The sequence below is a fragment of the Citricoccus sp. SGAir0253 genome (assembly GCF_005877055.1).
Classification (GTDB): domain Bacteria; phylum Actinomycetota; class Actinomycetes; order Actinomycetales; family Micrococcaceae; genus Citricoccus.
Genome location: NZ_CP039424.1, coordinates 2,175,873 through 2,199,202, shown reverse-complemented (window position 1 = coordinate 2,199,202; position 23,330 = coordinate 2,175,873). Strand labels below are relative to the sequence as shown.

15 protein-coding genes and 2 tRNA genes are annotated in these 23,330 nt (G+C 76.0%); 8 read left to right on the top strand and 9 right to left on the bottom strand.

All coding sequences use genetic code 11. The features are described from left to right. Nucleotides 1-96: 96 nt before the first annotated feature. The 5 genes from murI to E7744_RS09665 all read left to right on the top strand — a co-directional run bounded on the left by murI (nucleotide 97) and on the right by E7744_RS09665 (nucleotide 4,871). Nucleotides 97-1,236 carry a glutamate racemase gene (murI, locus tag E7744_RS09685; protein WP_246858389.1) on the top strand — a complete coding sequence of 380 codons (1,140 nt, stop codon included), beginning with the start codon at nucleotides 97-99 and terminating at the stop codon, nucleotides 1,234-1,236. Then, a complete protein-coding gene (locus E7744_RS09680; RefSeq protein ID WP_137773930.1) occupies nucleotides 1,233-2,048 on the top strand; it encodes an MBL fold metallo-hydrolase in 816 nt (271 codons plus the stop codon). The genes murI and E7744_RS09680 overlap by 4 nt, the downstream gene beginning before the upstream one ends. A gap of 65 nt (nucleotides 2,049-2,113) precedes the next feature. Further along, nucleotides 2,114-2,920: a ribonuclease PH gene (gene rph, locus E7744_RS09675; RefSeq protein WP_246858388.1), complete on the top strand. Its 807-nt coding sequence runs from the start codon at nucleotides 2,114-2,116 to the stop codon at nucleotides 2,918-2,920. Then, complete coding sequence (gene rdgB, locus E7744_RS09670) at nucleotides 2,917-3,600, top strand: RdgB/HAM1 family non-canonical purine NTP pyrophosphatase (RefSeq protein ID WP_137773929.1); 684 nt, start codon at nucleotides 2,917-2,919, stop codon at nucleotides 3,598-3,600. Before rph ends, rdgB begins: the two co-directional genes overlap by 4 nt. Continuing rightward, complete coding sequence (locus E7744_RS09665) at nucleotides 3,600-4,871, top strand: exonuclease domain-containing protein (RefSeq protein WP_137773928.1); 1,272 nt, start codon at nucleotides 3,600-3,602, stop codon at nucleotides 4,869-4,871. The genes rdgB and E7744_RS09665 overlap by 1 nt, the downstream gene beginning before the upstream one ends. Before the next feature lie 19 nt (nucleotides 4,872-4,890). On the opposite strand, the gene E7744_RS09660 is transcribed toward E7744_RS09665, so the two are convergent. Together E7744_RS09660 and E7744_RS09655 are read right to left on the bottom strand one after the other, a co-directional pair. Beyond that, nucleotides 4,891-6,630: an HNH endonuclease signature motif containing protein gene (locus tag E7744_RS09660; protein WP_137773927.1), complete on the bottom strand. Its 1,740-nt coding sequence runs from the start codon at nucleotides 6,628-6,630 to the stop codon at nucleotides 4,891-4,893. Between the two features lie 312 nt (nucleotides 6,631-6,942). After that, nucleotides 6,943-8,118, bottom strand: a complete 1,176-nt coding sequence (locus E7744_RS09655; RefSeq protein ID WP_137773926.1) for an ADP-ribosylglycohydrolase family protein — start codon at nucleotides 8,116-8,118, stop codon at nucleotides 6,943-6,945. A 72-nt stretch (nucleotides 8,119-8,190) separates the two neighbouring features. Between E7744_RS09655 and E7744_RS09650 the strand changes: the two genes are divergently transcribed. The 3 genes from E7744_RS09650 (at nucleotide 8,191) to E7744_RS09640 (ending at nucleotide 13,590) form a co-directional block, all read left to right on the top strand. After that, on the top strand, nucleotides 8,191-9,531 hold the full coding sequence (locus tag E7744_RS09650; protein ID WP_137773925.1) for an exonuclease SbcCD subunit D: 1,341 nt from the start codon (nucleotides 8,191-8,193) through the stop codon (nucleotides 9,529-9,531). After that, nucleotides 9,528-12,644: an AAA family ATPase gene (locus tag E7744_RS09645; RefSeq protein WP_168199792.1), complete on the top strand. Its 3,117-nt coding sequence runs from the start codon at nucleotides 9,528-9,530 to the stop codon at nucleotides 12,642-12,644. Before E7744_RS09650 ends, E7744_RS09645 begins: the two co-directional genes overlap by 4 nt. Nucleotides 12,645-12,732: 88 nt before the next feature. Continuing rightward, nucleotides 12,733-13,590 (top strand): transglutaminase family protein, encoded by an 858-nt coding sequence (locus tag E7744_RS09640; RefSeq protein WP_137773923.1) that lies wholly within the window; start codon nucleotides 12,733-12,735, stop codon nucleotides 13,588-13,590. A 9-nt stretch (nucleotides 13,591-13,599) separates the two neighbouring features. Here E7744_RS09640 and E7744_RS09635 read toward each other — a convergent pair whose 3' ends face one another. The 7 genes from E7744_RS09635 to E7744_RS09605 all read right to left on the bottom strand — a co-directional run bounded on the left by E7744_RS09635 (nucleotide 13,600) and on the right by E7744_RS09605 (nucleotide 23,187). Beyond that, the gene (locus E7744_RS09635; protein WP_137773922.1) at nucleotides 13,600-16,926 is read right to left on the bottom strand and encodes an efflux RND transporter permease subunit; all 3,327 of its coding nucleotides are present in this window, start codon (nucleotides 16,924-16,926) and stop codon (nucleotides 13,600-13,602) included. Nucleotides 16,927-16,946: 20 nt separating this feature from the next. Next, nucleotides 16,947-18,431, bottom strand: coding sequence for a malate:quinone oxidoreductase (locus tag E7744_RS09630; protein WP_137773921.1), 1,485 nt, complete (start codon nucleotides 18,429-18,431; stop codon nucleotides 16,947-16,949). A gap of 45 nt (nucleotides 18,432-18,476) precedes the next feature. Further along, nucleotides 18,477-20,252 carry an ABC transporter substrate-binding protein gene (locus E7744_RS09625; RefSeq protein ID WP_137773920.1) on the bottom strand — a complete coding sequence of 592 codons (1,776 nt, stop codon included), beginning with the start codon at nucleotides 20,250-20,252 and terminating at the stop codon, nucleotides 18,477-18,479. 143 nt (nucleotides 20,253-20,395) lie between these two features. Continuing rightward, nucleotides 20,396-20,477: transfer RNA gene (locus E7744_RS09620), tRNA-Leu, on the bottom strand. A gap of 107 nt (nucleotides 20,478-20,584) precedes the next feature. After that, nucleotides 20,585-21,061, bottom strand: a complete 477-nt coding sequence (gene bcp / locus E7744_RS09615; protein ID WP_137773919.1) for a thioredoxin-dependent thiol peroxidase — start codon at nucleotides 21,059-21,061, stop codon at nucleotides 20,585-20,587. A gap of 64 nt (nucleotides 21,062-21,125) precedes the next feature. Next, nucleotides 21,126-22,850, bottom strand: coding sequence for a M23 family metallopeptidase (locus E7744_RS09610; protein WP_137773918.1), 1,725 nt, complete (start codon nucleotides 22,848-22,850; stop codon nucleotides 21,126-21,128). Nucleotides 22,851-23,111: 261 nt separating this feature from the next. Next, nucleotides 23,112-23,187, bottom strand: a tRNA-Lys gene (locus E7744_RS09605). Nucleotides 23,188-23,330 lie beyond the last annotated feature (143 nt).

Below are 23,330 nucleotides of genomic sequence, written 5' to 3'. Positions count from 1 at the left end.
GTCCGCGACCCCCGTCGCCCCGCGCCGTCGCATCCGGCCCACGGACGCGGCACCTGCGCGAACGGCACGCTCGCGGGGCCTATCCTCGGAAGGACCATGACCCAGATCCCCGATACCTCCCCACGCCCCGCACCGGCGGCCTCCGCGCCGACCGCCACCGTGCCGGCCCCCGCGCCGCTGGCGCCCATCGGGGTGTTCGACTCCGGCGTGGGCGGGCTGACGGTGGCCCGGGCGATCATCGACCAGCTGCCGGGCGAGCAGATCGCCTATGTGGGGGACACGGCCCACGGGCCCTACGGTCCCCGGCCGATCGCGCAGGTGCGGGCCTTCGCGTTGGGCATCATGGACGAGCTGGTCGACGCCGGGGTGAAGGTCCTGGTCATCGCGTGCAACTCGGCGTCCGCCGCCGTGCTCCGGGACGCCCGGGAGCGGTACACGGCCCGGTACGGCATCCCCGTGGTCGAGGTCATCCAGCCGGCCGTGCGCCGGGCGGTCGCGGCGACGCGCAACGGGCGGATCGGGGTGATCGGCACCGCGGCGACGATCGGCTCGCGGGCCTACGAGGACACGTTCGCCGCGGCGCCCCAGCTGGAGATCACCTCCGTGGCCTGCCCCCGGTTCGTCGAGTTCGTCGAGGCCGGCATCACCACGGGCCCCGAGCTGCTGGCCACCGCGGAGGAGTACCTGGCCCCGCTCAAGGCCGCGGGCGTGGACACCCTGGTGCTCGGGTGCACCCACTACCCGCTGCTGACGGGGGTCATCTCGCTCGTGATGGGCGAGGACGTGACCCTGGTCTCCTCGGCCGAGGAGACCGCCAAGGACGTGTACCGCGCGCTCGTGCGCCACGGGCTGGAGCGTCCCGCGGGCGACGGCGGGGCGCCGTCCTCCGCGGGTACCGCGGGACCGGACGGGGCCGGCGTCGGGAACCCGGGCGAGCGCCCGGGACACCAATTCATGGCCACCGGCGACCCGGCGCAGTTCGAGCGCCTCGCCCGGCGGTTCCTCGGTCCCGAGGTGGGCGGCGTCCAGCACGTGGACCACATCGCCGAGCGCTACCCCACCGGGGTGCTGGCACGGATCACCCCGGAGATGATCGCCGCCGCACGCGGTCGCGGGTCCCGGGCGGGCAGTACAGTGGACGGCAGCCCGTCGGGCGCCGGGTACGCCGGCACGAGGACGGGTGCGGCGTCCGCGGCGCCGTCGACCGCCATCGAGGGAAGGCCTGAAGCAGGGTGAAGCTCACGATCATCGGTGCCTCCGGATCCTTCCCGGGCCCGGGCTCGCCGGCATCGTGCTACCTCGTCACCGCGGAGGGCCGGACCCCGGACGGTTCCGCGCCGAAGACCTGGCGGATCCTGATGGACCTCGGCAACGGCTCGCTGGGCACCCTGCAGCGGTACATGGCCCTCGACGACCTGGACGCCGTCCTGCTCAGCCACCTGCACCCGGACCACTGCATGGACCTGTGCGGCCTGCACGTGGCGATCCGGTGGAACCCCTACGGCTGGAACGGCATCCACGTGCCCGTCTACGGCCCCGAGGCCACGGCGGACCGGATGGCCACCGCCTACGGGCTGGACCCGGAGCCGGGGATGCGCGAGGAGTTCGACTTCCGGCCCTGGCGGTCCCGCGAGCCGGTGACGATCGGCCCCTTCACCGTCACCGCGGTGCCGGTCCGCCACCCCATCGACGAGGCGTACGCGCTGCGCGTGGAGACGACCGAGACCGGTCCCGAGGGCGAGCGCGTCCACCGGGTCCTGACGTACTCGGGGGACACGGACACGTGCGAGGGCCTCGTGGAGGCCGCGCGGGACGCCGACCTGTTCCTGTGCGAGGCCGCCTTCCAGGAGGGCCGGGACGACGGCATCGACGGCGTGCACCTCACCGGCCGCCGGGCCGGCCAGATGGCGACCGACGCCGGCGCTCGCCGCCTGCTGCTGACCCACCTGCCCGTGTGGACGGACCCGCTCGGGGCCTCCCTCGAGGCGCGCCAGACCTACGACGGCGACCTGGCCGTGGCCGTCTCCGGCGTCACCTACCGCGTCTGAGGGGTCCGTCACCTCCCGTGGCCGGTCCGCGCGGGGCCGTCCGCACGCTCGGTAGGATGGCGGTCATGACCTCACCGACCTCCGGAGACACCGCCCTGCCCGCGAACAGCACCCCCGCCGGGGGATCGGTTCCCACCCCGGGCCCGCGGCAGGACGGCCGCGCGGTCAACCAGCTGCGGCCCATCAGCATCACCCGGGGCTGGTCGCGCCAGGCGGAGGGCTCGGCCCTCATCGAGTTCGGCAACACCCGCGTGCTGTGCACCGCCTCCTTCACGGAGGGTGTCCCGCGCTGGCTCAAGGGCGAGGGCACCGGCTGGGTCACCGCCGAGTACGCCATGCTGCCCCGGGCCACCTCGACGCGCTCGGCGCGGGAGTCGGTCAAGGGGAAGATCGGCGGGCGCACGCACGAGATCTCCCGGCTCATCGGCCGGTCGCTGCGCGCCGTGATCGACCTCAAGGTGCTCGGCGAGAACACCATCGTGCTGGACTGCGACGTCCTGGAGGCCGACGGCGGCACCCGCACCGCGGCCGTGACCGGGGCCTACGTGGCCCTGGCCGAGGCGGTCGCGTGGGCCAAGGGGCAGGGCATCATCCCGAGGGCCGCCGAGCCGCTCAAGGACTCGGTGGCCGCCGTCTCGGTCGGCATCATCGACGGCACCCCCATGCTGGACCTGCCGTACGTGGAGGACGTCCGGGCCGAGACCGACATGAACGTGGTGGTCACCGGCTCGGGCGACTTCGTCGAGGTCCAGGGCACGGCCGAGGGGGCCCCGTTCCGCCGCGCCGAGCTGGACGTGCTGCTGGACCTCGCGGTGGAGGGCACCGCCGAGCTGACCCGGATCCAGCGCGAGACCCTGGCGGGGGAGCGATGAGCGCCGGCGAGGGCGGCGTGGGGTCACCGCGGCTCGTGCTGGCGACCCGCAACCAGGGCAAGCTGCGGGAGCTGCGCGAACTGCTGCGCGGCCAAGTCCCCGGCCTGGACGTGGACACGCAGGTGATCGATGCCGAGGCCGCCGGCGCGCCGGACGTCGTCGAGGACGGCGTCACGTTCGCCGAGAACTCCCTGAAGAAGGCGCACGCCGTGGCCGCGCACACCGGGCTCGTCGCCGTGGCCGACGACTCGGGCCTGGCCGTGGAGGTCCTCGGCGGGGCGCCCGGCATCTTCTCCGCCCGGTGGGCCGGCCGGCACGGCGACGACGCGGCCAACCTGCGCCTGCTGCTGGACCAGCTGGCGGACGTGCGTCCCGAGCACCGGCAGGCGGCCTTCGTCTGCGCGGCCGCCGTCGCGACCCCGGACGGCACCGAGTACGTGGAGACCGGCGTCCTCACCGGCACGCTGCTGACGGAGCCGCGCGGCGAGGGCGGGTTCGGCTACGACCCGGTCCTGCAGCCGCACGGGCGCAGCGAGTCGGTCGCCGAGCTGTCCGCCGAGGAGAAGAACGCCATCAGCCATCGCGGGATGGCGTTCCGCCAGTTGCTGCCGGACCTCGTCCGCGTGCTGGGCGGCGGCGCCCCGGCCGCGGGGACGACGGCCGGACCCGAGTCGCGTTGATGGGCCTGGACTTCACCGCCCTGGACTTCGAGACGGCCAACGGCTTCCGGGGCTCGCCGTGCTCGGTCGGGCTCGTCCGCGTGCGGGACGGGCAACCGGTCGAGCGCGCCCACTGGCTCATGCGGCCCCCGTCGGGATTCGACCGCTTCGACGCGCGCAACGTGGGCATCCACGGGATCACGGCCGGGATGGTCGCCGGTGCGCCGCGGTTCGGCGAGCTGTTCGCCGACCTGGCGGACTTCATCGGGGACGACCCGGTGGTGGCGCACAACGCCGGGTTCGACATCGGCGTCATCGAGTCCGCCCTCGAGGTCTCCGGGATGGACATCCCCGGCCTGGACTACGCCTGCTCGCTCGTGATGGCCCGGCGCGCCTATGAGCTGCCGTCCTACGCGCTGCCGGTGGCGGCGCGCGAGGCCGGGCATCCGCTGGAGAACCACCACGACGCGCTCGCCGACGCGGAGGCCTGCGCCTGGGTGATGATCGACTCGGTCCGCCGCCGCCAGGCCGGCGCGACGGACCTCGCCGGCGCGACGGACCTCGCCGGCACCGTCCCCGCCGCGCTGCGGCGGTCCGGGACGGTTCCCGCAGCCGCCGGTGGACGTGCCGCCGGACGTCCGGACGCACCGGGTGGCCCGGGCGGCCCCGGCGGACAGGGCACGCCCCGGGCGGCGACGGCCCTCCTGGAACCGGGGGGCGGGCCGGCGCGCGCACCGGGGTGGGTGCCGGGGCTGGAGTCCGGCCTCGCCGACCTCCTGGAGCGCGACGGTATCCGGTTGCGCCGGCTCGAGCCGCGCCGCGCCGGGGAGGGGCCCGAGTCGCGGGCGACCCGCCAGGCCCGAGGCCTGGGACCCGTGTTCGACGCGACCGTGGTCCTGCCCCACGAGGCGCGGATGCCGGACCTGATGCACTGGCCGGACGAGGGGACCAACCCCGCCCCGTCGCCGGACGCCGACCCCGGCCACCCCCTGTTCGGGCAGTCCGTCGTGTTCACCGGCAACCTGGGGATGTCCCGGCAGGACGCCAAGAACCGCGCCGCGGCGTGCGGGGCCCGCCCGGCCAGCCGGGTCAACGGACAGACCACGATGCTCGTGGTGGGGGACGGATTCCGCGCCGAGGACCTGGCCTCGCGCCCCCGCGGCGGGGCCACGGGGCACCGCAAGACGCGGGACGCCCTCGCCCGCCGCGCCCAGGGACAGCACGTGGAGCTGGTCTCCGAGCCCGAGTTCCTGCAGATGCTCGACGGCAACTGGCCCTCCACCGCGCCCTGAGGCCCGCACCCGGGCCGGCTCATGCCCGCCAGTGACGGTTGCGCCGGGGCACCCGTCGCACGTCCAGGTGGGGCGCCGGCGTGAACCACGGGACGCCGTCGCGGACCGCGACGGCCCAGGAGCCGCCGTGCACGGCGTGGTGGTGATGGCTGCACAGCAGGACCCCGTTGTCGACGCTCGTCGGCCCGCCGTGCTCCCAGTGGTGCACGTGGTGGACCTCGCACCACGGCGCCGGGATGGTGCATCCGGGCGCCGCGCAGCCCCCGTCCCGCGCGGTGATCGCCTTGCGCAGCCGCGCCGGGAACAGGCGCTGGGCGCGGCCGACGTCGAGGACCTGTCCCTCTCCGCCGAGGACGACAGGAAGGAGCTCGGCGTCGCAGGCGAGCGTGCGGACCAGCCGCGGGGAGACGATGCCCGTGAAGGACGCCTCGGAGCGGAACGTGCGCAGCAACGGGGGTCCGCCGGGCTCCCCGGGCGCGTCCGGGTCGTGGGGATCGTGCCGGTCGGATCGGCCGGCCAGGCGGCCCGCCAGGGTTTCGTGGTCGATCGTCACCAGCACCTGGGGCCTCAGGCCACCCGAGGCCGGCAGGCCGTTGTCCCCGGTGAGGGCCAGCGCCCCGGTGAGGGCCGCGACCAGCCCGTCGAGTCGGCGCTGGGCCGTGCTCCGGCGGTCGGTGGTCTCCGGGTCGTCGCCGGGCGAGCGGGGATTGGCGGCAGTGCGCGCGACCACGCTGAGCACCTCGTGCTGGTGGTCGTCGGCCTCGAGGTGCCACACGTGCAGGCCGCGACGCCGGCCCCGGTACCGCAGTCCCTGGCGGGCCGCGCGCTGCGCGTCGGTGGGCTCGGCCCCGTCCGGGTCGGTGGCGTGCTGGGCCCACTGCGCCCACCGCTCACAGGCCTTGCGCAGGCTGTCCGGCGCCAACTCGCGGGCGTGCCGGGCCAGGAGCCGCTCTCCCTCGCCGATCATCGTGTCCACGAGGCCGGGCGCGACCCCGGCCAGCACCGCGTCCTGCCGCGCCTCCTGCAGCACCGAGGCGACGAGGTCGACGGCGGCAGGGTCCACCTCGCCCCCGTCGAGGGCCTCCGCCAGCCGCGGCAAGGCGGGTCCGGGCTGGTGGCCCGACGGCTGCGGCGGCGGGGGCAGGACCACGGAGGCCCGGTGGACCCGCCGGCGCGCCTCGGCGCGGGGGATCCGCACCTGGTGGACCAGCCAGTCCGGCGCGTCCCGGAACGGGCACTTCCCCGGCGGGATGCCGAGCACCTCCTCCCGCAACCCGGCCGTGTCCAGTGCCGCGGCGGCGTGTCCGGCCAGGGAGGTCTGCACCGCGGCGATGACGCGGGAGAGCCGTTCGACGCCTTGGTGGGCCTCGGGCAGCGTCCAGGGCCCGACGGCGTCCGGCGCGGCCTGCTCTCCCGCGTCTCCCTCGTTCCCCTCGTCGCGTTCGTCCCGCTCGTCCCGCTTGCGCCGCAGGCACCGCTCGCCGTGGGCTCCGCCCGGTGCACGGGCCGAGCCCGGTGGCAGGGGTGCCGTGCCCGCCCCGGCCGTTGGGATCCCGGCGGCCGGGGGGCCGGACAGTCCGGACCAGTCCGAGGGGCGGGGGCCCGGGCCGCCCCCGGGCCCGGGGGACAGCGTCCCGAAACCCTGGAGGGCCCCCGGGGCCGAGAGGCGTTCGGCGAGACGGGAGGCGGCGGCGAGCGCCAGCTCCAGCAGCTCCGCCTCGTCGGCGCCCTCCAGCGCTCCATCCCAGTCCGGCTCCATGTGCCCACCGTCCTCCCGGTCCGCTCCGCCGCGGGCTTCGTACACATCTTCGAACGGGGCGGCATGCCGGCGCGGGGCGGATCGTCCGGGCAGCGCGGGACACGCCCGGGTGGGTCACCGGTGCAGTAGCGGGCCACGGCGCTCGCGGCCGGCACGGCGCCGCGCCCGCAGGAGGCGGCGCGGCGCCGGCGGGCCCGGGCTGGAGGGTCCGTGGAGAGAGATACCAGAGGGGTACCAGAGGGGTACTCGAGAGGCAGCCGGGGCGCGCCGCGGCGCCACCGGTACAGGACGACCTCCCGGGGAGCCGCCGCCTCAGCTCGTGGCGGCGACCCAGCGCTCGGCGGCCTCGATGACCACGTCGCGCTCGCCGATCCACCGCGGCACCTCGCCGCCGGGGAAGACGTCCAGGCCGTAGCGGGCGCCCAGCAACTGTCCCGCGAGGGACGCCGTGGAGTCGGAGTCGCCCCCGTGGTTGACGGCCAGCGCGATCGCGGCCCGGAAGTGCGTGGCCGGCTCGGCGGTGGCCGCCGGACCCGCACCGTCCCCCTCGTCACCGTCGTCCCCCTCGTCCCGGGCCGGGGCGGTCGCGAGCGCCGCGTACACGGCCAGGGCCAGCGCCTCCTCGGCCACCCACCCCTCGCCGAGCTCCGCCGGCAGGGTCGTCGGCAGCGGGGCCGGCCGGCCGGCCGAGCCGGCCGCGGACCGGGCCAGCTCGAGGGCCGCGGACAGCGCGCGGGCGGTGCCGCCGTCGTCGGGCACGGTGCCCAGCCATTCCAGGGCGTGCGCGACGGCCGGGACGAGGCCGTGCCCGGCCATGAGCCGGGAGACGACGAGGCCGTGGGCCGCGGCGGCGGTCCAGGCCGCGGGATGCCCGTGCGTCAGCACGGCGCCCTGGCGCGCGAGCCCCACCACGTGCTCGTCCTCCAGCCCGGGCACCATGCCGTACGGCGCGGAGCGCATCACGGTGCCGCAGCCCTTCGCGTCCGGGTTGTGCGGCTTCTCGGGCAGCCCCATGTCCCGCTGGGCGAGCCCGGACAGGCAGGCGTCGCCCGGGGCGCGCTGCACGTGCAGCTCCGGGCGCGCGTCCAGCCAGCGCGACGGCGGCTCCGGCGCCCCCTCCGGGACCTGCCCGGCCTGCGTGCGGTACCACCGCAGGCAGGACAGCCAGACGCAGGCGGCCGGATCGGCCATGGAGCCCTCGTTGGCCCACTCGATCCACTCCAGCAGCCCGTCCAGCACGAACAGGGTCATCTGCGTGTCGTCGCTGACGGGCACGGTCCCGCCCGCGCGCACCGCGGCCAGCTGCGCGGGATGTGCCAACCCGCCCTCGCCGTGCTCGGCCCGGATCTGCTCGAGCGAGGAGAACTCGACGGTGTAGCCCAGCGCGTCCCCGGCGGCGCCGCCCGCGAGCAGCCCGAGGACCCGGGAGGCGTAGGAGGGCGCGGACGAGGGGGCCGGCACGGCGGCCGGCGACGCGGGAGGGGTCATGGGTTCCATGGTAGGGACACCGGCCGTGGAGATCCGACAATGTCGTCCCCGGAGGCGGATAGCGTGGGACGCATGCTGATCCTGCACACCTCCGACTGGCACCTGGGCCGGTCCTTCCACGGCACCGGCATGCTCGAGGCGCAGCGCGAGGTGCTCGCGCAGCTCGCGGAGACCGTCCGGGACCGCGGGGTGGACCTGGTCCTCGTGGCCGGGGACGTCTACGACCGCGCCCTGCCGTCCGCCGACGCCGTGGAACTGCTGGACCACACCCTCGCGGAGCTGAGCCGTGCCGGCGCCCGCGTGGTGCTCACGAGCGGCAATCACGACTCGGCGATCCGCCTGGGCTTCGGCGGGCACCTCATGGACGCCGCGGGCGTCCACCTGCGCACCCGGCTGGACGGCATCACCGAGCCGGTGGTCCTGGAGGATCCGGACGGCGGCCGGGTCGCCGTCTACGGCGTGCCGTACCTCGAGCCCCGGCAGGCGGGGCAGTCGTGGGGCGTCCCGGCCAACCACACGGCCGTGACGGCGGAGGCCGTCCGGCGGATCCGCGAGGACGCGCAGGCGCGCTTCGGGCCGCGCGCGGAGGCCGCCGGGACCGGCGACGGCGGGACCGCCCTGGTCGTGATGGCCCACCTCTTCGCGGCCGGCGGGGCGGGCTCGGACAGCGAGCGGGACATCGGCGCCGGGGCGCCGGCCGTCTCCGGCGACGGAGCGGCGGAGACGGGCGCCGACGGGGACGGCGCCGAGGCCACGGCAGCCGACGGTGCGGGCCGCGCGACCGGCGGGGACGACGGCGCGGGCGACGGCGCGGACGGTGTCCCGGCCGAGGGTGCCCTCGTCGGCACGCTCGGGCAGGTGCCGGTCTCCGTGTTCGAGGGCGTGGACTACACGGCGCTGGGCCACCTGCACGGCCGCCAGGCGATGACGCCCACCGTGCGCTACTCCGGCTCGCCGCTGCCCTACTCCTTCTCGGAGGCCGGCCACGTGAAGGGCGGGCTGCTCGTGTCCACGGCGGGGGGCGCCGTCACCGGCGTGGAGACGGTCGACTGGACCGCGGGGCGCCAGCTGGCCGTGCTGCGGGGACGGATCGACGACCTGCTCCAGGACCCGGCGCACGCGTGGGCCGAGGACCGGTGGTGCCAGGTCACGGTCACGGACCCGGTCAGGCCCCCTCAGGCCTACCGCCGGCTCAAGGAGCGCTTCGAGGGGCTGCTGAACTTCATCCTCGAGCCCGAGGGCGGCTCCACGCGGGCGCCGTCCACCTACGCGGCGCGGATCGCGGCCGCGCGCTCCGAGCTCGAGGTCTGCACCGGGTTCGTGGACCACGTCCGGCAGCGCCCGGCGAGCGAGTCCGAGACCGGCCTGCTGCGCGAGGCCCTCGCCGGCACCCGGACGGGGGGCGAGGCGTGAGGCTGCACCGACTGGAGCTGCAGGGGTTCGGCCCCTTCGCCGGCCGCGAGACGGTCGACTTCACCGTGCTCAACGAGGCGGGGCTGTTCCTGCTGGACGGGCCCACCGGTGCCGGGAAGTCCACCGTGCTGGCCGGGGTCTGCTTCGCCCTCTACGGGTCCGTGCCGGGGGACCGCACGCCCGAGGCGCTCGCGAGCACGCAGTCGCCGCTGGGCACCCGGCCGGAGGTGCTGCTGGACTTCACGGTGGGCGGCCGCCGCTTCGAGGTGCAGCGCTGGCCGCGGTACCGGAGGCCGGCCCGCCGGCGGTCGAAGGACGGCACGGGACTGACCGAGGAGAAGGCCGGGGCCGTGCTGCGCGAGCAGCGGGACGGGCACTGGCACGAGCTCTCCGTCCGTGCGGACGAGATCGGCCAGCTGCTGCGGGACGTGCTGTTCCTGGACGCCGACCAGTTCATGCGGGTGGTGCTGCTGCCGCAGGGGGAGTTCGCCACGTTCCTGCGGGCCCGTTCCGCGGAGAAGGAGACCCTGCTGCGCAAGCTCTTCGGCACCGGCCGGTACGACGGCGTCGAGGACTTCCTGGCCGCCCGGCACCGCGCGCTCGAGGCGGCCGTGAGCCGGGACCGCGACCAGGTCGCGGCCTCGCGGGCCGACCTGCTCTCGTGCCTGGCCGACGGGCTGGGCGAGCGGTGGTGGGAGGAGGCCGAGGAGGCCCTGGACGAGCCCACCGCGTGGACCGACGAGGACCTCGCCGACCAGGGCAGCGCCGTCATCGGCGGGGCCGTGGAGGCCGCGGCCGCGGCCCGGGCACGCGCGGCCGAGGAGCTCGCCGCGGCACAGGACCGGCTCCAGGACCTCACGCGCCGCCAGCAGGACATCCGGGCCGCGGTGGAGTGGCAGGAGCGCTCCGCGCGCCACGCCGCGCTCGCCGACCGGACCGCCGCGGACCGCCGGGCCGTGGAGCTGCACCGGGCGGCGCTGCCCGTGGACCGCCGGGCCCGGGACGCCGAGGAGGCCGCGGCGGCCCTGCGGTCCGGCCTGGCCGCACTGGACGCCGCGCGGGCGGCCGCCGCGGCCGATGAGCAGTGCCGCGCGTGGGGTGCCGCCGGACCGTCGTCCGCGGCCGGACCGGAGGCCGGCTCCGCGAGGGCCACCGCGACGGTCGCGGACCCCCTGGCGGTCGTCGACCTCTTCGACGGGCTCCGCCAGCGGGTCGACCGTGAGCTGGACCGGCTCGCGGACCGTGAGCGGGACGCCGAGCGGCTGCGGCAGGCCCGGGACGAGACGCGGCGCCTCCGGGAGTCCATCGCGGCGCTCACCGAGCGGGGCGAGGAGGCGGCCCGGCGCCGCGCCGGCCTGGAGGAGGCGCAGGCGGCGCTGCAGCGGCGCGTGGAGGAGCTGGGCGGTCCCGCCGCGGCAGCCCAGGGCGCCGGGGAGGCCGTCGAGGCGGCCGCCCAGCGGTTCCGGGCCGCGCGGGAACACGAGGACCACCGCCGGCGGCTGACCGAGGCCGAGGACGCCCTGCGCACCACCACGGACGAGGCGCAGTCCGCCGTGGACGCGTGGCACGCGGTCGTCGAGCGCCGGCTGGCCGGGGCGGCCTCCCTGCTGGCCGCCGAGCTGCGTCCCGGCGAGCCGTGCCAGGTGTGCGGCTCCGCGGAGCACCCTGCGCCGGCGGCCCCGGGCGGTGCCGAGATCTCCGCCGAGGCCCAGGAGTCCGCCCGGGGCAGGATGGACGAGCTGTCCGGCCGCCGTCGGGAGGCCCAGGAGCGGGTGGACAGCGCCCGGGCGGCCGCGGAGGCGCACCGGCTGGAGGCCGGCGGCCTGGCACCCGGGGAGGCCGAGGCCGCGCTGGAGTCCGCCCGGGAGGTCCTCCGGGCGGCCGAGCGCGCCGTGGAGGACCTGGCCGGGGCACGGGCGGCGCTCGCCGCGAACGAGCGCGAGCAGCAGGACCAGGCGCGGTCCGCGGAGGCGGCCCGCGAGGAGGCCGCGGTCGCGCGCACCCGGCTCGCCGCGACCGAGGAGGAGGCCACGCGGCTGGAGCGGGCGGTGGAGCAGGCGCTGGACGGCCGGGGCTCCCTCGCGGACCGGCGCGACGGGCTGGAGACGGCGCGGGGGCTCGTGGACGCGGTGCTCGAGGCGGCGCACGGCGTGCTGACGGCGCAGTCGGTGTGCCGCCAGGCCGAGGAGGCCCTCGCCGAGCACGTGTCCGCCAGCGGCTTCGGCAGCGTCGAGGAGGCCCGCGCGGCGCTGCTGGACGAGGAGGACGAGCGATCCCTGGCCGGGCGCGTGCGGGACTGGGACGGGGAGGAGGCCGCCCTGGCCGCCCTCGCCTCCGGCGAGGCCGTCGTCCGGGGCCGGGACCTGGTGGCCGGGGAGGTCCCCTGCCCGGCGGACGAGGAGCTGCGGGAGGCCGCCGCGGCCGTGGCGGAGGCGGCCCGGGTGCGGGACGAGGCCGCCGCGCGGGCCGGGGGACTGGAGAGCCTGCACCGGCAGGTCCGGCGCCAGGCGGACGTGCTGCGGGACGTGGCGGGGCGCTCGGCCGGCCAGGTCGCCGAGCTCGAGGAGGCCGAGGGCCTGCTGCGGCTCGTGCGGGGCCAGGGGGAGAACGCCCTGAAGATGACCCTGGGCAGCTACGTGCTGGCCGGCCGCCTCGAGGAGGTGGTGGCCTCGGCGACCGAGCGGCTGCTGGGCATGACGCAGGGCCGGTACGAGCTGCGCCACGACGACGCCGCGCGGGGCCGTGGGGTCCGCGGGCTCGACATCACGGTGTTCGACCGGTACACCGAGGACGAGCGGCCGGCCGGCACGCTGTCCGGCGGCGAGACCTTCATGGCCTCCCTCGCCCTGGCCCTGGGCCTCGCGGACACCGTGCAGGCCGAGGCGGGCGGCGTGGACATGGACACGCTCTTCGTGGACGAGGGCTTCGGCTCGCTGGACTCGTCCTCGCTGGCCGACGTCATGGAGGTCCTCGACGGGCTGCAGGCGGACGGCCGGGCCATCGGGGTGGTGAGCCACGTCGAGCGGATGCGCCAGGACATCGGCTACCGCCTGCAGGTCGTCAAGACGCGCCAGGGCTCCCACCTGCGGGTGGTGGTGCCGGACCAGCCGTGAGGCGGACGGCGGGGTGGTTCCGGACCCGCCGTGGGGCGGACGGCGGGGCCGGACCGGGGTGGTCCCGGACGGCGGTAGCGTGGAGTCCATGCGTCGCCAAGCCCGTTCCTCCCTGACCGTCCGCCCGTCCGAGGGGACCCGCATGGTCCTGGCGGTCGCGGCGGCGGACGCCGAGGGGGTGAGCCGGGTGTCCGAGCGCCTCGCCGTGAGGACCTCCACCGGCCGGCTGCCGGTGCAGGAGGTCCGTGACCACCACGGCGGGCGGTTCCACGTCGTCGACGTGCCGGCGGGCTTCGGCGATCCGTCCGGGGCCGTCGGCTGGGAGGACGACGCGGAGGCGCCCACGGACCTGGCGGCCGGCTTCTCCACCGAGCCGCCCGCGCCCGGGTCGCTGCGGATCGAGTACGCCTGCACCGTGCAGGGCGCCGAGTCGCGGCCCGTGGGCGAGCCGGCCGACCTGATCCGCTACGTCCGTCCGTCCCGCTACGCCGAGTCGGACAAGCTCTTCCGCACGGCCGCCGCGAGCTTCGGCACGCTGGACGGCCTGGACCTGCTGGCCGCGGTGGACGAGTGGGTGCACGACCACGTGCACTACGTACCCGGCTTCTCGCGGGGCACCGACGGCGCCGTGGACACGTTCCTGGCCCGCCAGGGCGTGTGCCGGGACTTCGCGCACCTCGTCGTCGCGCTGCTGCGGGCGCGCAACGTCCCGGCCCGGGTCGTCGCCGCCTACGCGCCCGGCCTAGACCCCATGGACTTCCACGCGGTGGCGGAGGCCTGGGTCGGCGACGCGTGGCACCTCGTGGACGCGACCCGCCTGGCCGACACCACGACGCTGCTGCGCATCTCCACCGGCGCCGACTCCTCGGACACGGCGTTCCTGTCCACCGTCCGCGGCGGCCTGTACCTGGACCGCATCAGCGTGGACGCCGTCCTGCTCGACTGAGGTCGCCGCTCACCACCGCGCCCGGCGGCGCTCGATGAACCCCTCCACGAGCCGGTAGAGCACGGGCACCAGCAGCAGCGTCAGCAGCGTGGAGGACACCAGGCCGCCGATGACGACGACCGCCAGGGGCTGCGAGATGAACCCGCCCTGCCCGGTGATCCCCAGCGCCATCGGCGTCAGGGCCAGGATGGTGGCCAGCGCGGTCATCACGATCGGCCGCAGCCGGTTCAGGGCGCCCTGCTCCAGCGCGGAGGCCAGGGTGTGCCCGGGCCGGCGCCGGTACTGGTTGATGAGGTCGATCAGGACGATCGCGTTGGTCACCACGATGCCCACCAGCATGAGCATGCCGATGAGCGAGGGCAGCCCCAGCGCCGTGCGGGTCAGCAGGATCAGCGCGATGGCCCCGGTCGCGGCGAACGGGATGGACACCAGCAGGATGAGCGGCTGCACGAGGGACTTGAAGGTCGCGACCATGATCACGTAGACGATCGCCACGGCCGCGATGAGCGCCAGGTACAGGTCGCGGAACGTGTCGGCCTGCTGGGTCGCCGCGCCGCCCACCTCCGCCGTGGTCCCCTCGGGCAGGTCCAGGTCCTCCAGGACCGTCCCGACGTCGGCCGCGACGGCCCCGAGGTCGTCCCCGGCCGGGGTGACGGAGACAACGGCGATCCGGTCGCCGTCGGAGGAGGTCACCGAGGACAGCACCTCCTGGCGGGACACCTCCGCGAGCCCGGACAGCGCGACGGGGCCGTCGGCGGTCCTGACCTGCACGTCGCGCAACTGCTCGAGCGTGGTGATCTCCTCGGGGTCGCCGATCCGCACGGGGTAGTCGGTGTAGCCCAGCCGGACCGTGCCGGAGGGGACGGGGTTCAGGGCGGCCGCGGCCTGGCCGGCGACCTCCTCCTCCGTCAGGCCCGCCTCGGCGGCGGCCAGCCGGTCCACGTCCACCTGGAAGGTCGGCCGCGCCGCGGACAGGTTGGAGGAGACCTCCTGTGCCCCGTCCACGTCCTCCAGCGCCGCCGCGACCCGCTCGGTCGCCTGGGCCAGCAGCTCCGGGCTGGGGGCCCCGACGGTCACCTCCACGTCCGAGGAGGTGCCGAAGCCGCGGGCGGTGCTGACGCTGAGCTCGCCCGCGCCCTCGAGGCCGTCCAGCCGGGAGCGGGCCTCGTCGTGGAGGCGTTCCTGGTCCGCCTCGGGGTCCGTCAGCACGGTGAAGGTCGCCTCGTCCGAGGTGCCGGTGAGTCCCGGGATGAAGCCGGCCGAGCCGGCCGTCCACTGCACGTCCTGCACACCCTCGAGTCCCACGAGGACCTCCTCGACCCGCGTGGCGGCCTGCGCCGTCGCCTCGAGCGAGGTGCCCGGAGCCTGCGTGGCCGTGACGGTGAACGTGTTCTGGCCGGTGTTGCCGAGCAGGTTGGTCGGCAGCAGGGGCACCATGGCCACCGTGCCGCCGAGCACCAGGAGCGCCGCCAGGAGGGTGAGCACGGGGTGGCGCTGGGTGCCGCGCAGGGCCGGCAGGTAGGCCCGCTGCAGGGGCCCGCGCGCGACGACGGCGGGCACCGCCGCGGCGGGGGCGTTCCCGGCCGGGGCACCCGGGGCGTCCGGGACCGGGGCGGTCGTGGCCCGCGCCGCCGTCGGGCCCGCCTCCGCACCGGGGACGTGCCGCCCGGAGGCCGTCCGCGGGCGGCGGCCCAGGAACCACCAGGACAGCACCGGGACGATCGTCAGGGCCACGAGCAGCGAGGCCAGCAGGGCGATCGTCATGGTGATGGCGAACGGCCGGAACAGCTCGCCGGCCACGCCGCCCACGAGGGCGATGGGGGCGAACACGGCCACGGTGGTCAGGGTGGAGGCGGTGATGGCCGTGGCGACCTCGCCGGTGCCGCTGAGGATCGCGGTGCGCTTGTCCTCGCCGCCGGCCAGGTGGCGCTTGATGTTCTCCACCACCACGATCGAGTCGTCCACCACGCGGCCGATCGAGATCGTCAGCGCGCCGAGGGTCAGGACGTTCAGGGAGTAGTCGGAGACGCGCATCCCGATGAAGGTCACGAGCAGGGACAGCGGGATGGAGATGGCCGTGACGAGCGTGGAGCGCAGCGAGGCGAGGAAGACGAGGATCACCAGCACCGCGAAGGCCAGGCCCAGCAGGCCCTCCACGGCGAGCGTGTCGATCGACTGCTCGATGAACGGCGCCTGGTCGAACACCACCGTGATGGTCGCCTGCCCGCCCAGCAGCGTCTCCAGCTCCGGGATGAGGTCGTTGATCGCGTGCGAGAGCGTCACGGTGTCCGCGTCCGGGGTCTTGGTCACGGACAACCCGAGGGTGTCCACCCCGTTGGTCCGGGTCACCGAGGTGGGGTCGTCGTCCCGGATCGCGACGTCGGCCACGTCGCCCAGGCGGACCGGCTCGGCCGAGGCCTCCGGCGCCGGGGGCGCCTGCGGGCTCCCGGTGGGGGCCCCTCCGGCCGCACCGGCGTCCGCTCCGGTCGCGGCGCCGGGATCCGTGCCGAGACCCGCGGGAGCGCCCGGGACCGCGCCGGCCCCTGCCGGGGTGCCGGCGGCGGAGCCCGACCCGCCGCCGTCGCCGGCCGCCACGAGCGGCACGTCGCGGACGTCGTCGAGGGAGTCGACCGGGGCTCCGGCCTGGACGGGCAGGGTCACGGTGCCCTCGGTGACCTGGCCGATCGGGAACAGGCCCACGTTCTCCTCGAGGGCCGTGACGATGTCCCCGGTGCCGAGCCCGGCGGCGGCCAGCTCCTGCTCGTCCGGCAGGACCGCGATGTGCTGGTCCGTGCCGCCGGTCACCGCGGCCGTGCGGACACCGTCCACCTTCTGCAGCCGGGGGGTCACGAGCCGCTCGACCTCGGAGCGCAGCTCGTTGAGCCGGGCGTCCGGGTCCTCCGAGCCCACGGCCATGAAGACCACGGGGAAGTCGGAGATGGAGCCGGCGAAGGACGTGGTCTCCGTGGAGTCCGGCAGCTGCTCGGAGACGTTGGCCACGGCCCGGTCCACCTGCGCGCGGGCCCGGTTCAGGTCCGTGCCGTACTCGAAGCGCAGCGCGATCGTGTTCAGCCCCGTGGTCGAGGTGGAGGTGGAGGACTCCAGGCCCTCCACCGCCTGCAGGGCCGACTCGAGGGGCTCACCGACCTGCTGGTCCACGACCTCGGGGGAGGCCCCGGGCATGATCGAGCTGACGGAGACGACCGGCAGCTCCAGGGAGGGGATGAGCTCCTGCTTGAGCTGGCCGGCCATGAGCACGCCGAAGACGGCGGTCAGGACGGTGACCAGGGCGATGAGCGCCCGGTTCGCGAGGGAGAATCGAGCCAGGGCGCCCATCGTCGGTCAGGCCCCGCCGGTCAGGCGAGCTTGAGCGCGGCGTTGGTCGATCGCTCGACCTCCTCCATGAGCGCGCGGTCCTCGTTGAGCTTGCGGCCCAGGGACGGGATCATCTCCCGCAGCCGCGGCGTCCACGCGTCCATCCGGGACGGGAAGCAGGTCTGCAGGAGGTTGATCATGATCGGGGCCGCGGTGGAGGCGCCCGGGGAGGCGCCCAGCAGGCCGCCGATCGTGCCGTCGGCCGAGGTCACGACCTCGGTGCCGAACTGCAGCACGCCGCCCTTCTTCGGGTCCTTCTTCATGACCTGCACGCGCTGGCCCGCGGTGATGAGCTCCCAGTCGCCGCCGTCGGCCAGCGGGTAGAACTCCTGCAGGGTGTCCACCTTCTTGGCCTGGCTCTTGGTGACCTCGGTGACGAGGTACTTGACCAGGTCCAGGTTGTCCTTGGCCACGTTGAGCATGGGCAGCAGGTTGTGCGTCCGCACGGACAGCGGCAGGTCCAGGTAGGAACCGGACTTGAGGAAGTTGGAGGAGAAGCCGCCGTAGGGGCCGAACAGCAGTGAGCGGCGGCCGTCCACGAAGCGCGTGTCCAGGTGGGGCACGGACATCGGCGGGGCGCCCACGGAGGCCTGGCCGTAGACCTTGGCCATGTGCTGGTTGACGATCGTCTCGTCCGTGCACTTGAGGAACTTGCCGGAGACGGGGAAGCCGCCGAAGCCCTTGGCCTCGGGGATGCCGGAGGACTGCAGCAGGTGCAGCGAGCCGCCGCCGGCGCCGAGGAAGACGAAGCGGGCGCGCGCGGTGAAGGTCTCGCCGGCCGCCTTGTTCTTGACCTTGGCCTCCCAGCGGCCATCGGTGCCGCGCTCCAGCGAGGTCACCTTGTGGCCGAAGCACACGTCCACCCCGGAGTTGGACAGGTTGGTGGTCAGCTGGCGGGTCAGCGAGCCGAAGTCCACGTCCGTCCCGTTGGCCTGGCGGGAGGCGGCCAGGCGCTCGGAGCCGGTGCGGCCCTCGACGAGCAACGGGGCCCAGTCGCGGATCACGTCCCAGTCCTCGGTGTACTCCATCGTCTCGAACAGCGGCTGGGCGCTGAGGGAGGCATGCCGGGTCCTGAGGTAGTCCGCGTGGGCGTCGCCCCACACGAAGCTCATGTGCGGCAGCGGGTTGATGAAGGTCTTGGGGTCGCCCAGGCGGCCCTCCGTGACCAGGTGGGACCAGAACTGCCGGGAGACCTGGAACTGCTCGTTGATGGCCAGGGCCTTGGTGGGGTCCACCGTGCCGTCGGGGCCCATGGGGGAATAGTTCAGCTCGCACAGCGCGGCGTGGCCGGTGCCGGCGTTGTTCCAGGGGTCCGAGGCCTCGAGCCCGGCCTGGTTGAGGTTCTCGTAGAGGGCGATCGACCAGTCCGGCTGGAGCTGCCGGAGAAGGGTCCCCAGCGTGGCGCTCATGATGCCACCCCCCACCAGGACGACGTCGTAGGTGGTGGTGGCGGACTGCTGACTCACGGTGCTCTCCCGGGGTGGCGAACTGGTTGTTTCCACCCGACTTTACTACTGGGTCGGGTGCGGTCGGTCCACGGGGACGATGCGGTCGAACCGCTCGTCCAGGACCGGGGAGGTGGGGTAGGAGACGAGGTCGTGACCCGTGGCCACGGCCGAGATCGGGAACGCGAGCGGCAGGGCCGGCAGGTCCAGCGCCAGCGATTCCGCGGCCTTCTGGTACAGGGCCGTGCGGCGTTCGGGCACGGTCTCGGACACCGCGTCGTCCAGCGCCTCGACCACCATGGGGTTCTCGTAGCCGAACTCCACCGAGCCGTGCCCGAACAGCGGGTGCAGGAAGTGGTGGGGATCACGGTACTCACCGGTGCGGCCGGAGAGGTGGAACGCCCGGTCCGTGCCGGACCCGAGCCGGGCGAGGTAGCCCTCCTCCCACGGCACCGGGACCGGGTTGATGACGAACCCGGCCTCGGCGAGGTCGCCGGCGATCCGCGCGTACACCACCTCGGGGGCGGGCAGGTAGGGGCGGGAGGTCTCCACCGGGTAGAGGAAGTCGAGGGGCTCGCCGCGGTAGCCGGCGAGCTCGAGCAGCCGCGTGGCCTCGGCGGGGTCGTGCCCGTAGCGGGTCAGCTCCGGGTTCTGCACGCCGAGGGAGGGCGGGACGAACTCGTGGGCGGCGGAGGAGCCGGCCAGGAAGCACTCCTCGGCCAGCGCCCTGCGGTCCACGGCGTGGGCCACCGCCTGGCGTACGTAGAGCTGGCGCATCACCGGGTGCCGCGCGTTCATCCCGAGGTAGAGCACCGAGAGCGGGTCCCGCTGCAGCACCTGCGCCCCGCCCTGGACGAGCGGGCGCAGCGTGTCGGGGGTGACGTAGTCGAAGGCGTCCAGCCGGCCGCGGCGCAGTTCGCGCAGCCGCTGGTGGGCGTCGGGCACCACGGCCAGCGTGACGGGGCCGACGGCGGAGGCCCCGCCCCGGTAGTCCGGGTCGGCCTCGAGCACGAGGGCGTCCGCCCCGGCCGGGTCCCCGCCGGTCGTGGCGTCCGCGGCGGTGGTGCCGCCCGCGGACCCGGCCGCGCCGCCGTCGGGGCCTGCGGTGCCGTCCGGGGCGACGGCGGCCGGCCAGCGGAACGGCCCGGTGCCGGCCGGACGGGCGGGGGGCAGGGCGTCCCCGGGCGTGGCGGCCAGCGCGTCGTCGAAGGCGGCCCAGGAGGGGGGAGAGCTGAGGGCGAACGCGGGGGCCGCCAGGGCCGCGGGGAGGAAGACGATGGGCTCGCGCAGCACGAGGCTGACGGTGCGGGTACCCACGGGCTGGCACTCGACGTAGCGGCAGCCGTCGTCGCCGGCGTAACCGCCGAAGACCGAGGCGAAGGACAGGTGCGGCAGGGCGGCCATCCGCCGGCGCCCGAGCAACTCCGGCAGGCGGGCCCACCGCTCGAAGTTGGCCGCCACCGTGTCGGCGTCCAGCGCGGTGCCGTCCTGGAAGACGACGCCCGGCTCGAGGGAGAAGGTGTAGCGGCGGCCGTCCCCGCTCACGCGCCAGTCGCTGGCCAGCAGCGGGACGGGGGCGCCGGTGTTGGGGTCCACGCCCAGCAGGGTCTCCAGGACCTGGCGCGTGCAGCGGTGGGACTCGGCATCCACGGCCAGGGCCGGGTCGAGCGTCAGCGGGCCGGCGGGTACCCCGATGGTCACGGGGACGGTCGGGGCCGGGGTGGCGGGCGTCCCGGCCGGGCCGGAGGCGGACTCGGCGCGGATCTGTGCCGCGCAACCGGTGAGGGGCAGGGCGACGGCCGCCGCCAGGGAGGTGAGCACCGTCCGACGCGAGATGTCCACTCGGTGGGGCCTCCCTGTCCTGGCGTGTCTGGCGTGTCTGGCGTGCCCTCGCGTCCCCCGGCGTGCGGGCCGCTGCCGGCGGGCGGCCCCCGGTCCGGGTGTCCCCGGCACCCTGCGTCCGCGTCGCCGGGGACGCGTCATCGTGCGGGCGGGGGGACTTGAACCCCCACGTCCGAAGACACTGGAACCTAAATCCAGCGCGTCTGCCAATTTCGCCACGCCCGCGGGCCCCCGCGGGGACGGGGACAACGGCCCATCCTACCCGGTGGCCCGGCGCCCCGGAGGCGGTCGGCCGCCTCCCCGCGCGGTGGGGGCGAGGCGGCCGGGACCGGTCAGTCGAGGCCGAGGTCGCGGCGCAGCTTGGCCACGTGGCCCGTGGCCCGGACGTTGTACTGCGCGAGCTCCACGGTGCCGTCCCGGCCCACCACGACGGTGGAGCGGATCAGCCCCTCGTAGGTCTTGCCGTAGTTCTTCTTCTCCCCCCACGCGCCGTAGGCCTCGGCCACGGCGTGGTCGGCGTCCGAGAGCAGGGGGAACGTCAGCCCCTCCGCCGCCGCGAACTTCTGCAGCTTGGCCGGGGCGTCCGGGGAGATGCCCACCACGGCGAAGCCCTCGCCCGCGAAGGCGTTGAGGTTGTCGCGGAAGTCGCACGCCTGGGTGGTGCACCCGGGGGTGGCGGCGGCCGGGTAGAAGTACACGATGACGCGGCGGCCGGCGAAGTCGGCCAGCGAGACGGCGTTGCCGTCCTGGTCGTCGAGGGTGAAGGCGGGCGCGGTGTCGCCCTGTTCCAGGCGCTGGGGAGTGGTCATGGCACCACTGTAGGGCGTGGGCGGCGAGGAGGCGGCGAGGGCGCCCGCCGCGGGACCCGCTGGGTCAGCCCGCGGTCCGGGCCTGCCGCGCGGCCCGGAGGAAGTCGGCGTTCGTGCAGGAGGGCAGGGCATCCAGCCAGGCGGCTCCCGGGGCGACCTCGGCCAGGGTCGCAGCGGTCACCGGCACGGGCGTGCCGCCGGCGTCGAGCACGGCCACGGACTCCGTCAGCTCCCGCGCGGAGAGGCCCGCCAGGGTGGGGGGCCGGGCGTCGTCGGTGGCGGGCAGGCACCACTGGGCCGCCTCGGCCGCGGACAGGGCCGGGGGAGGCGGGACCGGGGCGGCTGTCCCGCCCGGTGCGGCGGTGGGCGTGGGGCTCGGGGCGGGGGCCGACGTCGGGGCGGGCGTGGGGCTCGGGAAAGGGTCCGACGTCGGGGCGGGCGTGGGGCTCGGGGTGGGGGTCGGCGTCGGGCTGGCGGCGGGCGAGGTGGGCCCCGCGGATCCCGTCGGCTCCGGCGACGGGGTGGGGGTCGGCGACGGGGTGGGCGAGGGTGCGGTGGTGGGTGAGGTGGGCGACGGCCGCGGCGTCGTCGGCGAGGGCGATGGCGAGGGCGATGGCGAGGGCGATGGCGAGGACGTCGCGGCGGGCCGCGCCGGGGGCCGGGCGGCCGGCTCGACGGCGGGGGCCCTCGTGGGGGCCGGGGCGGGGGCCGGGCCGGTGGTCGGGCTGGGGCTCGGGGTGGGAGTCGGGCCGGGGCGGGCACCGGACGCCGGCGCGCTCGGCGCGGCGGGCCGCGGGCGTACCGGCTGCGTGCCCTCCTCGGCCCGGGCCCCGGACGGCCTCGGTGAGGGGGCGGACGGCGCGGTCCGCACCGGCCGCGGCGCCGGAGGGCCGCCGTCCTCCCCGCCGGCCGTGGGCCGTCCCTCGGGGTCCCGCACGTCGGCGGCGAGGCGGGGGAGGCCGGCCCGGTCCCGGGCGCGGTCGAGGTGCTCGGGGGACAGGGGCCGCGGCTGGCCCGGCACCGGCGGCAGCAGCAGCGCGGGGTCCACGTGGAGCCCGTCCACCAGGGTGTCGAAGTGCACGTGGCAGCCCGTCGAGTTGCCGGTCGTCCCGGCCAGGGCGATCACGTCCCCGCGGGCCACCCGGTCCCCGGGGGAGACCAGGAGGCGTGAGTTGTGCCGGTAGGCGGTGGCGAGCCGGCCGTCGTGGCGCACGTCCACCCGGAGCCCGCCCGTGCCTCGGAACCCGGCGGACGTCACCGTGCCGTCGGCCGCGGCGTGGACGGGGGTGCCGCACGCGACCGCGTAGTCCTGGCCGACGTGGAACTGCAGCGCCGGGCCGACGTCCGTGGGGTTGACCCGCCAGCCGAACGCCGAGCTGAGGATGAAGGGGCCGGCGACCGGGTGGTCCAGCGCGGGCCCGGTCACCACGACCGGGCCGGCGTGGACGGAGGGGGGCACCTCGCCGGTGTAGCCGGCGAGGAGGCGCCGTGGGGACCAGGACGCCACCAGGGTGGCCCGGCCGGCCAGGTCCTGCGCGCCGGTGGCCGGACCGACCCCCGGGCCGGCCACGGGCCCCACCGGGCCCCGGGCCGCCGCCAGCGCCGGACCGGCGTCGGCACGCACGACCGCGGGCGCCGCGGCGGCGGTGCCGGGACGCGCTGGCAGGGAGAGGGTGGCGCGGGTCGCCGGCTCCGTCCGCGGGGTCGAGGCGGGGGCGATCCCGCCGGTGGAGGCCAGGACCGCCAGGGAGGCCAGTGCTGCGAGCGCGGGCGCCCATCGACGTGTCACGGGGGTGCACCTTTCAGCGGACCGGCGCGGGAACACGCCCATCGTGGCACGCTTGCCCGGACACGGTAAGACCCGGAGTGGGCGGTAGGTGCCGTTAGGGTGTGCCCGCTCCGGGGCCGGCCCCGGAGCACGTGGCGGGGGGAGTGGGGTGGAGGCCGGCGGAGGGGCCGCCAGGGAAGGACGGCGGGGCCGGGAAACGCAGGAGGCCCCGGTCGAACGACCGGGGCCTCCTGCGTGCCATCCCGGGCGGGATGGTCCGTGTGGTGCGCCCCCCGGGACTCGAACCCGGAACCCATTGATTAAGAGTCAATTGCTCTGCCAGTTGAGCTAGAGGCGCAGTGTGCGGGGCCGGAAACCGGTCCGTGCAACGAGGAAAGACTCTAGCAGAGATCTGGCCCGGACGCGAAACCGGGGCGGGGGAGATCTCCGTCACGTCCCCGGTCGGGGCCCTGCCGCACGTCCCAGCACGCCGTCCCGCGG

What these genes read in the sequence shown, in the direction of transcription:
- rdgB (WP_137773929.1), top strand. Translation starts at nt 2,917, where the DNA reads ATGAGCGCCGGCGAGGGCGGCGTGGGGTCACCGCGGCTCGTGCTGGCG.
- E7744_RS09650 (WP_137773925.1), top strand. Translation starts at nt 8,191, where the DNA reads ATGCTGATCCTGCACACCTCCGACTGGCACCTGGGCCGGTCCTTCCAC.
- rph (WP_246858388.1), top strand. Translation starts at nt 2,114, where the DNA reads ATGACCTCACCGACCTCCGGAGACACCGCCCTGCCCGCGAACAGCACC.
- E7744_RS09655 (WP_137773926.1), bottom strand. Translation starts at nt 8,118, where the DNA reads ATGACCCCTCCCGCGTCGCCGGCCGCCGTGCCGGCCCCCTCGTCCGCG.
- murI (WP_246858389.1), top strand. Translation starts at nt 97, where the DNA reads ATGACCCAGATCCCCGATACCTCCCCACGCCCCGCACCGGCGGCCTCC.
- bcp (WP_137773919.1), bottom strand. Translation starts at nt 21,061, where the DNA reads ATGACCACTCCCCAGCGCCTGGAACAGGGCGACACCGCGCCCGCCTTC.
- E7744_RS09665 (WP_137773928.1), top strand. Translation starts at nt 3,600, where the DNA reads ATGGGCCTGGACTTCACCGCCCTGGACTTCGAGACGGCCAACGGCTTC.
- E7744_RS09660 (WP_137773927.1), bottom strand. Translation starts at nt 6,630, where the DNA reads ATGGAGCCGGACTGGGATGGAGCGCTGGAGGGCGCCGACGAGGCGGAG.
- E7744_RS09635 (WP_137773922.1), bottom strand. Translation starts at nt 16,926, where the DNA reads ATGGGCGCCCTGGCTCGATTCTCCCTCGCGAACCGGGCGCTCATCGCC.
- E7744_RS09640 (WP_137773923.1), top strand. Translation starts at nt 12,733, where the DNA reads ATGCGTCGCCAAGCCCGTTCCTCCCTGACCGTCCGCCCGTCCGAGGGG.